Annotated in this window: 19 protein-coding genes; 14 read left to right on the top strand and 5 right to left on the bottom strand. The window is 39.3% G+C overall.

All coding sequences use genetic code 11. The features are described 5' to 3' along the window. Positions 1-5 precede the first annotated feature (5 nt). A complete protein-coding gene (locus TV75_RS02725) occupies positions 6-497 on the bottom strand; it encodes a sigma-70 family RNA polymerase sigma factor (RefSeq protein ID WP_044337134.1) in 492 nt (163 codons plus the stop codon). Positions 498-848: 351 nt separating this feature from the next. Here TV75_RS02725 and TV75_RS02720 point away from each other — a divergent pair, with 351 nt between their 5' ends. Further along, positions 849-1,148 carry a hypothetical protein gene (locus TV75_RS02720; protein ID WP_044337133.1) on the top strand — a complete coding sequence of 100 codons (300 nt, stop codon included), beginning with the start codon at positions 849-851 and terminating at the stop codon, positions 1,146-1,148. 74 nt (positions 1,149-1,222) lie between these two features. On the opposite strand, the gene TV75_RS02715 is transcribed toward TV75_RS02720, so the two are convergent. Continuing rightward, on the bottom strand, positions 1,223-2,278 hold the full coding sequence (locus TV75_RS02715) for a serine hydrolase domain-containing protein (protein ID WP_044337132.1): 1,056 nt from the start codon (positions 2,276-2,278) through the stop codon (positions 1,223-1,225). Positions 2,279-2,456: 178 nt separating this feature from the next. Here TV75_RS02715 and TV75_RS02710 point away from each other — a divergent pair, with 178 nt between their 5' ends. Both TV75_RS02710 and TV75_RS02705 read left to right on the top strand, forming a co-directional pair. Then, positions 2,457-2,822, top strand: coding sequence for a VOC family protein (locus tag TV75_RS02710; RefSeq protein ID WP_156142305.1), 366 nt, complete (start codon positions 2,457-2,459; stop codon positions 2,820-2,822). Positions 2,823-2,951: 129 nt separating this feature from the next. After that, positions 2,952-3,407 carry an NUDIX domain-containing protein gene (locus TV75_RS02705; protein ID WP_044337131.1) on the top strand — a complete coding sequence of 152 codons (456 nt, stop codon included), beginning with the start codon at positions 2,952-2,954 and terminating at the stop codon, positions 3,405-3,407. A 37-nt stretch (positions 3,408-3,444) separates the two neighbouring features. Here the strand turns inward: TV75_RS02705 and TV75_RS02700 are convergent, their stop codons facing one another. Both TV75_RS02700 and TV75_RS21360 read right to left on the bottom strand, forming a co-directional pair. Continuing rightward, entirely contained in the window at positions 3,445-3,966 is a 522-nt protein-coding gene (locus TV75_RS02700) for a cysteine hydrolase family protein (protein ID WP_044337130.1), read from the bottom strand. A 16-nt stretch (positions 3,967-3,982) separates the two neighbouring features. Then, on the bottom strand, positions 3,983-4,165 hold the full coding sequence (locus TV75_RS21360) for a DUF1272 domain-containing protein (protein ID WP_082051120.1): 183 nt from the start codon (positions 4,163-4,165) through the stop codon (positions 3,983-3,985). A 313-nt stretch (positions 4,166-4,478) separates the two neighbouring features. On the opposite strand from TV75_RS21360, the gene TV75_RS02695 reads away from it, so the two are divergent. The 7 genes from TV75_RS02695 (at position 4,479) to TV75_RS02665 (ending at position 10,601) form a co-directional block, all read left to right on the top strand. Further along, positions 4,479-5,165: an HAD family hydrolase gene (locus TV75_RS02695; protein ID WP_044337123.1), complete on the top strand. Its 687-nt coding sequence runs from the start codon at positions 4,479-4,481 to the stop codon at positions 5,163-5,165. Then, complete coding sequence (locus tag TV75_RS02690) at positions 5,162-5,689, top strand: GrpB family protein (protein WP_052504400.1); 528 nt, start codon at positions 5,162-5,164, stop codon at positions 5,687-5,689. The genes TV75_RS02695 and TV75_RS02690 overlap by 4 nt, the downstream gene beginning before the upstream one ends. 403 nt (positions 5,690-6,092) lie before the next feature. Next, complete coding sequence (locus TV75_RS02685; protein ID WP_044337121.1) at positions 6,093-6,368, top strand: helix-turn-helix transcriptional regulator; 276 nt, start codon at positions 6,093-6,095, stop codon at positions 6,366-6,368. Between the two features lie 38 nt (positions 6,369-6,406). After that, positions 6,407-7,678, top strand: coding sequence for an MDR family MFS transporter (locus TV75_RS02680; protein WP_044337119.1), 1,272 nt, complete (start codon positions 6,407-6,409; stop codon positions 7,676-7,678). A 201-nt stretch (positions 7,679-7,879) separates the two neighbouring features. Continuing rightward, on the top strand, positions 7,880-8,560 hold the full coding sequence (locus tag TV75_RS02675; RefSeq protein ID WP_044337117.1) for a serine/threonine protein kinase: 681 nt from the start codon (positions 7,880-7,882) through the stop codon (positions 8,558-8,560). A gap of 108 nt (positions 8,561-8,668) precedes the next feature. After that, positions 8,669-9,742, top strand: a complete 1,074-nt coding sequence (locus TV75_RS02670) for an NAD(P)H-dependent flavin oxidoreductase (RefSeq protein WP_044337115.1) — start codon at positions 8,669-8,671, stop codon at positions 9,740-9,742. Positions 9,743-9,911: 169 nt separating this feature from the next. Further along, complete coding sequence (locus tag TV75_RS02665; protein ID WP_044337113.1) at positions 9,912-10,601, top strand: hypothetical protein; 690 nt, start codon at positions 9,912-9,914, stop codon at positions 10,599-10,601. Between the two features lie 34 nt (positions 10,602-10,635). Here TV75_RS02665 and TV75_RS02660 read toward each other — a convergent pair whose 3' ends face one another. Then, the gene (locus tag TV75_RS02660; RefSeq protein WP_044337111.1) at positions 10,636-11,115 is read right to left on the bottom strand and encodes a hypothetical protein; all 480 of its coding nucleotides are present in this window, start codon (positions 11,113-11,115) and stop codon (positions 10,636-10,638) included. 95 nt (positions 11,116-11,210) lie between these two features. Between TV75_RS02660 and TV75_RS02655 the strand changes: the two genes are divergently transcribed. The 4 genes from TV75_RS02655 (at position 11,211) to TV75_RS02640 (ending at position 14,202) form a co-directional block, all read left to right on the top strand. Continuing rightward, positions 11,211-11,798 (top strand): vWA domain-containing protein, encoded by a 588-nt coding sequence (locus tag TV75_RS02655; RefSeq protein WP_044337109.1) that lies wholly within the window; start codon positions 11,211-11,213, stop codon positions 11,796-11,798. A 311-nt stretch (positions 11,799-12,109) separates the two neighbouring features. Continuing rightward, a complete protein-coding gene (locus TV75_RS02650; RefSeq protein ID WP_044337106.1) occupies positions 12,110-13,285 on the top strand; it encodes a TraB/GumN family protein in 1,176 nt (391 codons plus the stop codon). A 102-nt stretch (positions 13,286-13,387) separates the two neighbouring features. Then, entirely contained in the window at positions 13,388-13,582 is a 195-nt protein-coding gene (locus tag TV75_RS02645; RefSeq protein WP_044337104.1) for a hypothetical protein, read from the top strand. An 83-nt stretch (positions 13,583-13,665) separates the two neighbouring features. Beyond that, the gene (locus TV75_RS02640; RefSeq protein ID WP_044337102.1) at positions 13,666-14,202 is read left to right on the top strand and encodes a histidine phosphatase family protein; all 537 of its coding nucleotides are present in this window, start codon (positions 13,666-13,668) and stop codon (positions 14,200-14,202) included. Positions 14,203-14,321: the final 119 nt, after the last annotated feature.

Below are 14,321 nucleotides of genomic sequence, written 5' to 3'. Positions count from 1 at the left end.
CATCTCTAGTGTTCTTCTTTATCCAACATTCCCTGAATCTTCTCCTTCGCTCCCTTTCGCCACTTCTTTACAGCGGAAATGGATACATTTTCTGCATCGGCAATCTCACTGACCCTCAACATGTGCACACATGTATACACCACCCATTTTCTCTGATTTTCAGTTAAACCATTGCAGTAGGAGAGGAGTAATTCATGCCCCAGCTGATCATTCGCTTGCTCATCCTCGATAATCTCAAAAAAGTCCGCCTCTTTGAAAATACTTTTATCTTCATTCCTGAATTCACTGGTTAATTGAGATAATAATCTTCCGCGTACAAATGAATATGCATAAGCAGGGAAGGCACCCTTTTCTGGATCAAAGTTTTCATGTGCCTCCCAAAGAGCTATGAGTCCGGTTTGATAGTACTCAGGCTTATTTTTGTATATGTTCAATGAATGAATCAGTTTGTGAATCATTAAATCATATTTTGCATAAAGCTCTTCAAATGGTTCCAATACCGTTCCTTCTGATCGACGCGCCTCTCTATGAATTCCTAGGTAAGTTAACCTTACAAAGGAAAAGGGTGGCGGACAAAAGAGAAAAACGGTCGTTTAATCGGCGTGAACTTACTAAAACTGTTGGAATAACAACTATTTTCACTTTAGTTAACATCTTATTTTCGCCAAGTTAGTTATGGAAATATAGATTCCCACGGTTTTACAAGAAATGAAGGAAGATGCTGATAACTATAAATTGGAATAAAAAAGGATGAGGAAATTGTCGTTATCAAGGACGATTTTTCACGTTTACCCAATACACCCCTTAGGCAATACTAGAATCAATAAAACCACTTCAGGAGGGATACAATGCCACGTAAAAGTGCTTCCTCAACTGAGAAAACGGAAGAACAGGTACAGGAAAAAGAAAATGTTGATAAACTTGAACAGATGCTTGCAGCTGTATTAAACTATTTATCCGATGACGAGATTGAGGAAATTGACATTGAATACCTCCTGACAAATACGGCAGATCTCCGTGACTGGTGGGAACAGTACCAGGAGAAAAATAAAAAACGGATTGAGGATGAGATAAAAAAGTCTCTAAACAAGTTGACTATTGAAGAATTAGAAAATATCCGTAAGCAAATCCGGGAGAAAAATATCTGAGTCATCTAGATTTAGCCCACAAAAAAACGCTCAAAAACCTCTGAGCGTTTTTCTTTGATTAATTGGAAATATATTTATTTATCACACTCAAAAACGTTTCGATACAACTGACCTGCAATCGAAACGACTCCAACAGGCATCTGATTTACGATCACGGTCAAAAACACTTTATGGTCAGGATAGTAGAGTGTCACTGATTCGTATCCATGAATTCCACCCTGATGACCAAGGGCTTGTACCCCATTAGCAAATGTATATTGATGCAATCCGAGTCCATAGGATTGCATCGCATCATCGGTTTCGTGAAAATGCAGCATCTCTTTCATGGATTCCTCTGATAAAAGCGTGCCATTGAATAGAGCCTTCATAAACGTTTGAATTTCAAAAGGGTTAGAAACAAGAGCTCCTGCAGTCCAGGTGATGGATGTATTGAGCTTGTTTATTTCTGTCACTTCATCAGAAAGCTCTGTCATATCTGGAGTTGCTTTAGAATGACCACTTGCAAATGGAGGTCTTAGTTCATTCGTTAAAGGGAAATATGTCCTTTTCAATTGAAGAGGTTGGATGACCCACTGATCAATAATGTCTTCAATTGACTTTCCCGACAATTTTTCCACAATCATACCAAGCAAAATATATCCAGTATTGGAGTACTTATATTCAGTACCGGGTTCAAATTCGAGGTCATGGTTGGTAATCAGTCTAACGAGACTTTGAGGTGGAAAGATATCCAAAAGACTGGAAACTGCATGTTGGATACATGTCGTTCCTGCGACATCCAACCAAATATAGTCCTTCAGACCACTTCTATGTTGAAGCAAATGACGGACGGTTATTCGACTGCCATGGGTGAGGATACCTGGAAAGATTGAGTCAACCGTTTGTTCAAGTGAAAGTTGTCTTTGTTCCTGTAGTTTCAATATAAGAATGCTGATTAACATTTTTGTAATGCTTCCCACACGTTGGTGGTCATCATGTTCTAACTGTAAAGATGAATCGGATTGTCGAACTCCAACTGCTTTCAAATAGTCCTCACCAGTTGAATCAGTCAGACAAACTGACATTCCAGGAAGCTGGTGTTTCTTACGTAATGATTCAACCGTATTTTCAAAAATAGTGCGATCTATCAATTAAACCATCCTTTCGAGGAGTATTTTAACAAATGAATAATTCAGGTTTTATTTTAATGTACTAAGGACCGGAAGCGGATAGCTTTTCCCCGTGAGCAAAAATCAAAGACTCAGGCAGGATTTGTGCCGTTATATATTGAAGTTAATCTAGTATATAAATGAAATGGAGGGACTCACTATGATAAAAAGCCCTATAAAAAACAAAGTGAAAGTGGTATTTATTCCTGTAAGTAATATAGAAAAGTCTAAAGAATGGTACTCTAAAATGCTCGGAATTGATGAGGGAGAAGAACATTTCGAGCATCTGTTTGTTGCTGAAATGGACGGGGCAGGTATGATCCTGGACACCATGCCCATGTGGAGAGACGAAACTGGAAAACTTCCAAGGCTCAATTTCCCAGCCATTCAATTTGCTACAGACGATATCCATGAATCGTATCAATTCATGAAAGACAATGGTGTGGAATTGGTTACGGCTATAGAAAATAATCAGTACTTTGTGTTTAAAGATCCTGATGGGAATTTACTGATGGTTTGTAAGTAGGAATGGGGTCACTAGGTCGGATGTTCATGGTGTTATCTCCCGACAAGAATACTATCACTATATTCGATCGTTTATTAGCGATGTTATATTCTTATGAGAAACAATGAAAAATAGAAGGGAAAATAGTCCATGCCTATCAGAAATTCAGCAAAAGCGATCATAATGAAAGGTGACAAAATCCTCCTGACCAAAAACAAAGACGAAAATGAATTCTTTTACCTTTTTCCAGGCGGTGGACAGGAACACGGTGAGACGCTTCATGAAGCTTTAAAGAGAGAGTGTATCGAGGAGATTGGAAGTGATGTTGAGATAGGGGAACTTCTACATATTCGTGAGTATATAGGCAAGAACCATGAACATGCTTCATTTGATTATGATATACATCAAATGGAATTTTATTTTAAGTGTACCTTAATGGATGCTGAGGATAAGGATTCGATTCCAACCAACCCAGATAGCCATCAGGTAGGTGTCGAATGGATTGAAATTAATGAGCTGATGCAGTATAAGTTGTACCCCAAAAGGATCATTGACTATATTATTAACAATCAAATTTCATTGGTATATCTTGGAGATATCAACTAAAGAAGCAAGCTCAGAGAACCAAACTCTGAGCGAGGATTTACTCATTTATAAAATCATCAGTCGTTATTGTATCCGCAAACCAACGCAGCACCTCATTATGGTGAGAGATAATTTGTGCTGCGGAAATTTCTTTTTTATCAAAAGTAGAATGGGCATCTGTTAATATCGTTATCTTGAAGTCCAGACTAAATCCCCTTCTACAGGTTGTGTCTATGCAGGCTTCGGTTTGAATGCCGGTCAAGACCAAGTGGTCAATGTTTAATTCCCTTAACTTTTGTTGAAGGTTCGTTCTGTAGAAGCTATCAGGGGTATCTTTATGTACAATGATATCTCCATCTGCAGGGGAAATATCTTCATGAAAATTCCAGCCCATAGTCCCCTTCTCCAAAGGGCTGTCTTTGGGACCACTATGCTGCACATAGATGATTGGAATATTTTTGTTTTTTGCAAATCCCAACGCCCTTTTAATCCTCTTTAATAGGGCGTTACCTTTACAGACGGGAGGATTCACCGTAAACATCCCATTTTGGACATCAATGATAAGTAGTGCCGTTTTCACTATAAATAACCCCTCCTTAATGTTCAATACCTGCAGGTGGCTTTGGTCTTCTCACCAGCTCCCCGCTGCAATTCGGACAGATCGCGTCATATTTAGCTGTACATTCTTCACAAAAGGTACATTCATGCACACAAATGTACGCGTAATCCGTCAAGGTAGTGTGGCAGGCCTGACAATTCGTCTTCATTTCTAATCCCATGAGTATCTCCCTTTCTATCTATCTCTTTCCATTATATTCTAACATACGTTAATATAATGAAATAAGGATTAGTCTTTTTAAAGTGAGGCATAAAATATGACTTCTACATATATGACATTCGATTAATACCAAATAGTTTATAAATACGAATCTGAATTTGAGGTAGCAGAATGATGCTGATTATCCATAACATATGTGGCAGATTAAGGCGGGATTACGTTGCAATCCCCTTCTCAGGATGAAATCTACAAACTCTTTGAGGAAATGTATTTTATAAAATTGATAAAATGATAGAAATGGAGGATATCCCATCATGATCCAAGCGGCCATCTTCGATCTGGACGGAACCTTGTTGAACAGAGACGCGTCTATAAATGAATTCATCACCAACCAGTATGAAAGACTTGATAACTGGCTAAGACATATCCCAAAAGAATTGTATATAACCCGATTCATTGAATTAGACCAGCGCGGCTACGTCTGGAAAGATAAAGTGTACAAGCAGCTTATCGAGGAATTCACTATTCCTGAAATAACCTGGGAAGAACTCCTTCAGGATTACATCAGTGAATTCAAGCACAGCTGTGTACCTTTTCCACAATTACATAGAATGTTGGATGAATTAAGATCGAAAAATATAAAACTAGGTATGATAACAAATGGCTTTGGCCAGTTTCAAATGGACAACATCTTAGGTCTTGAAATAAAAGATTACTTTGATGAAATTCTTGTTTCTGAATGGGAAGGCTTGAAAAAGCCAGATCCTGAAATCTTCAAGCGGGCATTGCTAAGGTTGAATTTAGAGCCTCATGAATGCATCTTTATCGGGGATCATCCTGAGTATGATGTATATGGTGCTCAAAAAGTGGGGATGAAAGGTATTTGGAAGAAAGATCCTCACATGAATCATGCGGAACAAGCAGATTGGGTGATTGATGATTTGATGGAGTTGCCGAAATATATTGATGATCTAAATAACAATAGAAGGTTAGAGGAATGACCATAAATAAACCAATCGTCCAATTAACCCCATACAACCCAAAATGGAAAATCCGATACTTGGAAGAAGAAGCTAAAATCATTGATGCGATAGGTCCGTCCCTCAAAGGGATAGAACATATAGGAAGTACTTCTGTGGAAGGGCTTGATGCCAAGCCGATTATCGATATCTTGGTTGGAGTCGATGACCTTGATGTCATCTCTTCTTTTATTGAACCGTTAGGGAAAGTGGATTATGAATATGTACATAAGCCTGAGTTGATTGATCGTAGATTTTTTCGGAAAGGGGAATGGGGCAGAGGTACCTGCCATCTGCATATTTGCGAGATTGAAGGCGGTGAGTGGACCGATAAGATTCTATTTCGCAATTTTTTAAGAACCTATCCTGAAGCTGCCCGGGAATATTCGACATTGAAAAAAGGGTTGGCTTATGTCCATCAATCTGATCGACCAAGGTATACTCAGGAGAAAGAGCCATTTATCCGAGAGATTCTAAGACGTGCGACTAATGATGAGCAAATGTAGTTTGGTATAAACTGTTGGTATTATATAGTCCGCAAAAAAGAACAGCGTGTCATGAAAAAGGGTGAAGAGGCATTAACCTTCCAATTCCCGCCTGATACAAAATATCCAGGGGAATTCCGTATTTCTATAAATAAATTCAAAAAAATGATGGGAAATACCTGAAGTCGACCCCAAGGTATTTTCCCATCTTTTTTTACTTAAAAGTATATATACTTCTCTGAAGGTCAATCATACTCACCTCATCCAAAAGTCGTACCTGACTTTCAACCAATCTAACCATGAAGAGTTTCCGATATAACCGTATATTGTAAATAAGAAAAGTATACGATTTCCCTTGAAAATATGTAGAAATTTCATTATATTTAGTGAATGTGATTTTACCAAATGTTGGAGGAGTCGGCTTATGAAGGACATGAAAAAACTATGTAACTCTATAAATAATTGTTTTATAAGAGATGACTCTCATACTGGCAGACTACATATGGGCGAAATCGTTCACATTCTTCGTGTGAAGTCCCAATTAACTCAAGAGGAATTAGCTCAGAAGGCAAACGTGAGTGCTCAAACAATTAAGAGGCTTGAAGGAGGAAAGAGAAAAGTAAGTGACATCACTTGTAGATCTATATTTGAAGCACTTGGAGTAAATATTCCTTTATTAACGGAGCTTTTAGATAAATGACGTAACTTGAGGTTTAAATGACAGAGAGAAGGAACGATATGAGATTTAGAGATTTTCATAAAAATATTAAAATACGAATCATCGAAACGTTTATGAGTCGATTCATCGGGAGCATGATTTTTCCGTTTATGTCTATTTACTTAGCGGTTCATTTTGGAGCGAAGGTGGCTGGGCTTCTGCTTCTTATAAACGTGTTTGTTGGAATTGGAATCAATTTTATTGGGGGGTACTTTGCTGATCAATTTGGTCGGAAGAAGATCATGTTACTCGCAGAGGCACTCAGGTTTCTGGCTTTTCTAACCATGATGGTTTGTAATTCTCCCTGGTTTGAATCTGCACCGATCACCTTCGCCATGATGACGGTTAACAGCATATGCTGGGGACTGGCTGGACCAGCTAATCAGGCCATGATGATTGATGTAAGTACACCACCGCAACGGAAGTTGATGTATTCGATTACATATTGGGCAAATAATCTGTCCGTCGCAATCGGAGGAATCATCGGTGCCTTCTTATTTAAAGATTACCTATTCGAGCTGTTCTTAGCTCTCAGTGCGGCATCTGCCGTAACCGCTTCATTGGTTGCATTCTTTATTAGTGAAAGCTATGCACCAGTGAATACGAAGCTGACCCCTTCCCAGCACGTTAAGCAATTACTATCAAACTATGGAAAAGTAATGCACGACAAGCTATTTGTCCTCTTTACGATCGCAGGTGTTCTTATTCTATCAATGGAGTTTCAACTAACCAATTATATCGGAATTCGATTAAGCGAAGAAATGCCCTCTCAACAATTCTTTTTATGGCAAATTGACGGAGTGCAGACGATGGGGATTCTCAGAAGTGAAAATACGATTCTAGTCGTGATTCTCATGCTATTTGTAACAAGGATCAAACACTCGTTACAAGATAAAACTGTGCTTGTATGGAGCTGCTTCCTTTTCACAGTAGGGTATGCCACTCTTGCATACTCCAATAACTTATTTATGCTGTTCTTGATGATGGCGATTCTCACGATTGGTGAAGTATTCCGGGTGCCTGTGGAGCAATCTTATATGGCGACCATCCCGCCTGACGATGCCCGTAGTTCTTATATGGCCTTCAATGGATTGAAGTTTAACTTATCCATGTTGATTGCTTCTGTGACGGTCACGCTTAGTTCCATACTGCCATCAACCATCATGGCGGGTATCATCCTTTCAATCGGTCTTGTCGGGACACTCATATTAAAGACCATTACACCTGAGTTGGATAGACGAAAAGAAGTTGTGGAGTTTAAACAGCAGGCTGATACTGTGAAAGTAGGTTGATTCCATGCATGGAGGCGTGATTTTGGCCTCCCACTTACGGTATCTGAAAATTTTTTGCAATTACATCACTGTCTAAAATTTCTAGCAAATTATGAAGGTGCAAAATTGAAATAAAGGCTTGGTAGGTGCTATATTATTCTGAATAAGGTATGAATTCCAATCATACCTTATTTAGAGTTCAGTTCAGCGAAGGGAGAACATATGGATATTAAATGGAAAGCAGTTCTACCATCTCTATCTCAAGTTACCGTGTCTTCCAATCTCAATAATGAACCCGTCACGATCCACGGTGGCGATGATAGTCTAAGATGCATCGGTGTCGGGACGGATGCAGCGGTCTTTCAATCTATCTATGCTCCTGATTATGCGTTTAAACTGTACGCGGAGGATAAAAAATCGAAAATTAAAATAGAAGATAAGGTCTATAAAGCAATTGGTGATTCCCCATTTTTTTCAACCTGCTTTACAGCTCAAGATAGATTTCTCGTTCTGAGTTACGAAGAGGGGCCAACATTTTTTGATTGCCTGCTCCAAGGAATCCATATTCCAGAACAAGCCGTTAAAGACGTGGAAAATGCCAGGGAATTTGTTCGTGGTCAAGGATTGAATCCCCGTGATATTCATTTAAAGAATATTCTGCTTCAAAATGGAAGAGCGAAAATTATAGATGTGTCAGAGTACGTGCTTCCCGGTAATGATTTCAGGTGGGAGCATTTAAAGAAAGCATATGAGGATCATTACCACCTTATTGACGGAAAAGCCGTTCCATTTTGGTTACTTGAAACGATTAGAAAATGGTATAACTCATGGAACAAACATTTTACCTCGTATGAGGAATTCATGAAAATTGTGTTAAAGTTTACTTCATTTAAAAAAGATTAAAAAAAGCGCTCAGAGCATTGAGCGCTTTTTCTTTGTACGTGAAGGATAAATTTGACATAATTTATTTATACTTCAATTTTTAGTATATCCGCAAAAGGAGGGGAAATCATGTGGAATCAAAACAGCGTAACTAGAATACTTGGCACACATTATCCCATCATCCAAGCAGGAATGGCTGGTGGAGTCACTACTTCAAGTCTGGTATCGGCGGTCTCAAACTCTGGGGGACTGGGAACCTTGGGGGCGGGATATATGTCTGCTGCTGATATGAAACTAGCAATCAAAGAAATAAAAGATCAAACGAATCTGCCTTTTGGGGTGAACCTTTTCATACCTGAAACTCCAGTAGTAAATGATGAACAGATAACCAACGCCCAAAAATTATTGGAGCCTTATGTAAAAGAATTACATCTAACAGATAACGTCTCGTTTTCAGAGGTTCAAATCGATTTTGAAAATCAGCTGGAAGTCATCCTCAATGAAAAAGTACCTGTTTGCAGCTTTACATTTGGCGCGCCTTCTAAAGAGCTTGTGTCAGAGTTAAAGAAGGTAGGAATCATCGTGATCGGCACCGCGACGACTGTTGAAGAGGCCATGATCAATGAGGAGAAGGGTGTAGACATCGTTGTCGCGCAAGGGAGTGAATCTGGTGGGCACCGGGGCACGTTTCTAGGTTTATTTGAACAGTCAATGATTGGAACCTTTTCTCTAGTCCCACAAGTGGTGGATGCGGTATGCATACCAGTGATTGCTGCAGGGGGGGTTATGGACGAAAGGGGCGTTATTGCAGCACTTGCTCTAGGGGCAAAAGGAGTCCAAATGGGAACTGCTTTTCTTACATGTAAAGAGAGCGGGGCCGGGGCTTCTCATAAAAGGGCTGTATTAGAATCATCAGAAACTCACACGGTCATCACAACTGCCTTTAGCGGGAAGCCTGCTCGAGGGATCGAAAACAGATTTACAAGGGAAATGCAGGAATACAAGAATCAATTACCATCGTACCCTATACAAAATGCGTTAACGAAAGAACTGAGAAAACAAGCTGGTAGACAGGGAGTCCCAGAATTGATGTCCTTGTGGTCTGGACAAAGCCCGAGGCTAAGCAGGGAAGTATCTGCTAAAGAACTGCTTGAATCCATCGTAAGTCGAGTGGGAAAAACGCTAGGGGAGTTAAATGAGTGACTATGTCAAACCTTCACTTCATAGTCCCAATTTCATAAATCCCTTTTTCCAAATATTAAACCTTGTAATCATTGCTAGCAAAGGTATAATTTTGATATAAGGAAAGCGTTTTTATCTTAAATTTTCTAAATAGTTAAAATGTATAAGGCTCGTTTTTTAGGAGGTTCAAATGAGAGAAATATTACCGGGATCTGTACTGTCTCATATCCAGTACGGTTATCAAAAAGTTCCTAAGAAAGTTAAAAGTCAATGTCCAAGCTGTTCTAAGACAAGTGAATTTTTACTGAAGGCCAATTTTTATCAAGTGAACAAAACAGGGTTGTTTGCAGATGCAAATTGTTCAGAATGTAAGAAACCTGCTCTATTCGTTATTATGCTTAATGATGACTCGGTCAATAGAAGAGAGGAAGCGGGCCTTTATATTTACGATCCGCTGGCAACGAACGGACCGTTGGATCAGATTCAAGGAAATAAACGCATTCCCCAAGATCTCGTCCGGTCATTTCGTTCTGCATTGAACGTCAGCCAGTCTAAGGATAACTCTGCCACCGCAGTTATGTCGAAGCGTGTGCTCGAGAGTGTTCTAAAGAATTTCAACGGTGACAAAGTAAACGGGCAATCCTTATCGGAACAATTCGACCAGCTGCCAAAGAATGTCGATCTCACAAAACCTATCCAGGCACTGAGCCACCTTGTTCATCCAAACTCGCCCTTTTATGAAATGCTTGAACTGGAGAGGGAAATCGACGATGAAACAGCCGGCTTATTGATGGAATTATTAGAAGGCCTCATTGAATACTTATTTGTTCTTCCGGAAAAAATCGAAACATTACAAGAAAAAATCGAAAAGAAATATTAGTAGAAGTAGAGTGCGATTCTAGCACTCTACTTTTTTATAGTACGTTTAACCTAAGGGAATATAGTGCCTGATTCACATCGTCTATATCATAGATCTTCTTATCTATACAAAACTGGATCACGAGGTCAAATCGATCACTATCTGAAAGGGAGAAACCCGCTGCACTCAGTAAATCATCAGTTTCTTCCCGGGTCAGTTCAAGAGAAAGACATAAAGCTACTACTGTTCGTTTACCCGGTTTATAATCAGGAACCGATCTGATTTTAGAAAAGTGCTTCCTGTCCATTCTTGCTTTTTTATAGATGGAAGTATCTGTTTGACCCTTGGCATCTATAAATTGAAACAACAGTTGTGAAAAAGGAGCAGATTGATGCATCTCAATAAATTCCTCAAGCTCACTGGAGTAAACCTTATCACTTAAAAAGGGTTCTTCTTTATGTATATCATATATCCGTATTTCTCTATTTGTTTCCACGAAATCATGAAGTTCCTGCAAAATTTTTTCATTAAGCATCCGTTCACCTCCAAAATGTCGCTTACGAGGCGACCCATTTGTTTCTATTCGTGTTTATGATTATATCAGAAACAATGAAGAGAGGATGGAACAAAATGAATACTGATTTAACTGAAATTATTTTCCTGTTAGACAGAAGCGGATCAATGAGTGGCCTTGAAAGTGATACGATTGGAGGTTTTAACTCTTTTATTGAAAAGCAGAGTCAACTACCGGGTGAAACCCTCGTTACTACCGTTCTTTTTGATGATAAAGTTGAGCCATTATGGAGTGGAATAGAGGCTAATGATGTAAAGCTCACACAAGAGGAGTATTATGTAAGGGGCTGCACTGCTCTGATGGATGCTGTGGGAAAAATGATTCTCGAAGTAGGTCATCGCTTATCCAATCTTGAAGAAGTTGAACGACCAGGTAAAGTCATTTTCGTCATTACAACTGATGGTATGGAAAATGCGAGTGTCGAATTTTCGGCCAGTAAAGTGAAGGACCTCATCAATCATCAGCAGGAGCGATACAATTGGGAGTTCATTTTTCTCGGAGCGAATATCGATGCTACGGAAGAAGGCATGAATATTGGGATTGACATTGAGAATTCCTATCAATTTGAAGCTTCTGCTAAAGGTGTTGAAAAAATGTATGATATTGTGAGTGATGCTGTAAGGGAGAAGAGGAGTGGGTATTGATTGATATAGGGGATCTCATCTATTAGGGTGAGGTCTTTTTTTGAGTAGTAAATAATGAACGTTCTTAATAATGAATTCGCCGTTAAATTTTGAATATAGCCGTTAAAATTAGGATTTCGCCGTTAAGTCGGAGTAGCACCCAACAATACTTCAAAAGTTTCAACCTATTCAAAACACATTAATACGACCTTGACAACCAATATCTTTCTTGATTCTGAACAGAATTTATTTTAATTTTGACAAAACTAGTTTATCATTATGAGGAAGATTCAATTTATACTGAAGTCAACGGAATTAAAGGAAGGTACCCTATGTCGACAGAGAACGAGAAGAATATTACAAGAATACATATGGATGGGAAGGAATATATTCTCATCGGTACGGCTCACGTATCGCGTCTGAGCGCAGAACAAGTAAAAGAAGTAATTGAGTCAGAGCAGCCCGACACGGTTTGTGTTGAACTGGATGAACCGAGGTATCAGTCAATCGTTGAGGGAGATAAATGGAAAGACACAGACATCTTTCAGGTCATTAAAGACAAAAAAGCAACTTTGCTTCTTATGAACCTTGCAATCGGATCATTCCAGAGAAGGATGGCCAAGCAATTCGGGATCAAGCCGGGTCAGGAAATGATTCAGGGAATTGAATCAGCGAGAGAAACGGGTGCCGAACTCGTCTTAGCTGACCGAAACATTCAAATCACATTTTCCCGTATATGGAATGCAGTAGGTTTCAGTGGCAAGGCTAAACTTATGACCCAAATCATATATAGCATCTTCAGTAACGATACCATTTCAGAAGAAGAACTCGAGAGAATCAAATCTCAAGATATGCTGGATTCGATGCTAAATGAATTTACCCAGGTGTTTCCAAAATTGAAAACGCCATTAATTGATGAGCGTGATCAATACCTCGCTCAGAAAATTAAAGCTGCGCCGGGAGAGAAAGTTGTTGCGGTTTTAGGGGCAGCTCATGTTCCTGGTATCACAAAGGAAATCTATAAAGAACATGATTTAGACAAACTGAACGAACGACCTGCTAAATCAAAATGGCCAAAAATCATCGGCTGGGCTATTCCCATCATGATTCTTGCTGTGATTGCCTATACCTTCATTTCCAACCCGGATGCAGGGATTCAGCAGGGAATCAGTTGGATACTGTGGAACGGTGGTTTTTCTGCACTTGGTGTAGCCATTGGATTAGGACATCCATTGGCGATATTAACAGCTTTCGTTGCGGCACCAATCACTTCATTAAATCCACTTCTTGCAGCCGGATGGTTTGCTGGATTCGTACAAGCATATTTCCGCAGACCGAATGTCGGTGACTTTGACTCACTATCTGAAGACGTTTTAAGTGTCAGAGGATTCTGGAGAAACAAAGTTACCCGCATCTTACTTATTGTCGTACTGGCTAACCTCGGAAGCACACTGGGTACCGTCATCGGTGGTGCAGATGTTGTTCGATTGTTTCTTGAAAATTTATAAGTAAGGGGAATAAGTTATCCTGCGGGGTAGCTTATTTTTTGTGGGAGAAATTGGATTATTATGTTAATATTATATAAATATTTCATTTCATGGAGGTATTTTATGAACAATTTTATATCCAGATTTGCCCATTGGATACTTCTCCTATTTGTAGGTTTAAGTTTTATCATGGGATTCTCACTCTTTACAATTTCCATTCAAGGACTCATTGCAGGCGTGTTCGGGATTGTTGGAATCATCGGAATTGCATTTGTTGTTTTTCAAATAGAGAAACAAAAGAGAGGAAAAGCTAAATAATTATCTTTCTGGATATAGATACATAGATGACTAGCGCTCAACATTACTCATTAAATAACTCCACTATGGAAGGGAACAGACATATGATTTACGTCATCAGACACGGTCAAACCACACTAAACAAAGAGGGCAGACTACAGGGAAGAAAGGGTCTGCCCTTAAATGAAGAAGGTATAAGACAAGCTGAAAACCTAAAACACATTCTTTCTCAGGTCACTTTCGATTACGTCTTTTCCTCACCTCAAGAAAGAGCGATACAAACGGCTGAAATTAGCACGGGGATGAAAGCAATTGTTGATTCAAGATTGGATGTATTTGATCTGGGAGAAGCGGATGGACTGCAAAAATGTGAAGTGAAGATGGCCGGGCTGCTCCCTGATCCACATATCTATAATGGTGTTGAACAAACGGATCAATACATGAAGAGAGTTTTTTCATTTATGGAGGAACTTAAGGCGAATCATGGAGAAAGTGAAAGGAATATCCTGATCTCTGGGCATCGTTGTACCACTGGGTGTATTGGGGCTTTTTTTCAAGGAGTTCCTGAGGACCGCAATATTCTGAAGCTCTCATCCAATAATGGAGAGTATAAACAGTATGAATTCGCTGAGGATCAATAGGTCGGATAAACAGCAGTAACCCCCATTGATTAAAAACACATTAACTTGCCATGAGCATTTCAGACCGTATCAAAGTCAACGAAAAAATTTAAAAATTATTACAGCTCAGGATACGTTTT

This window comes from Rossellomorea aquimaris (genome assembly GCF_000935355.1).
Classification (GTDB): domain Bacteria; phylum Bacillota; class Bacilli; order Bacillales; family Bacillaceae_B; genus Rossellomorea; species Rossellomorea aquimaris_B.
The sequence above is the reverse complement of the archived record's forward strand: the minus strand, read 5'-3'. Positions and strand labels throughout refer to the sequence as shown.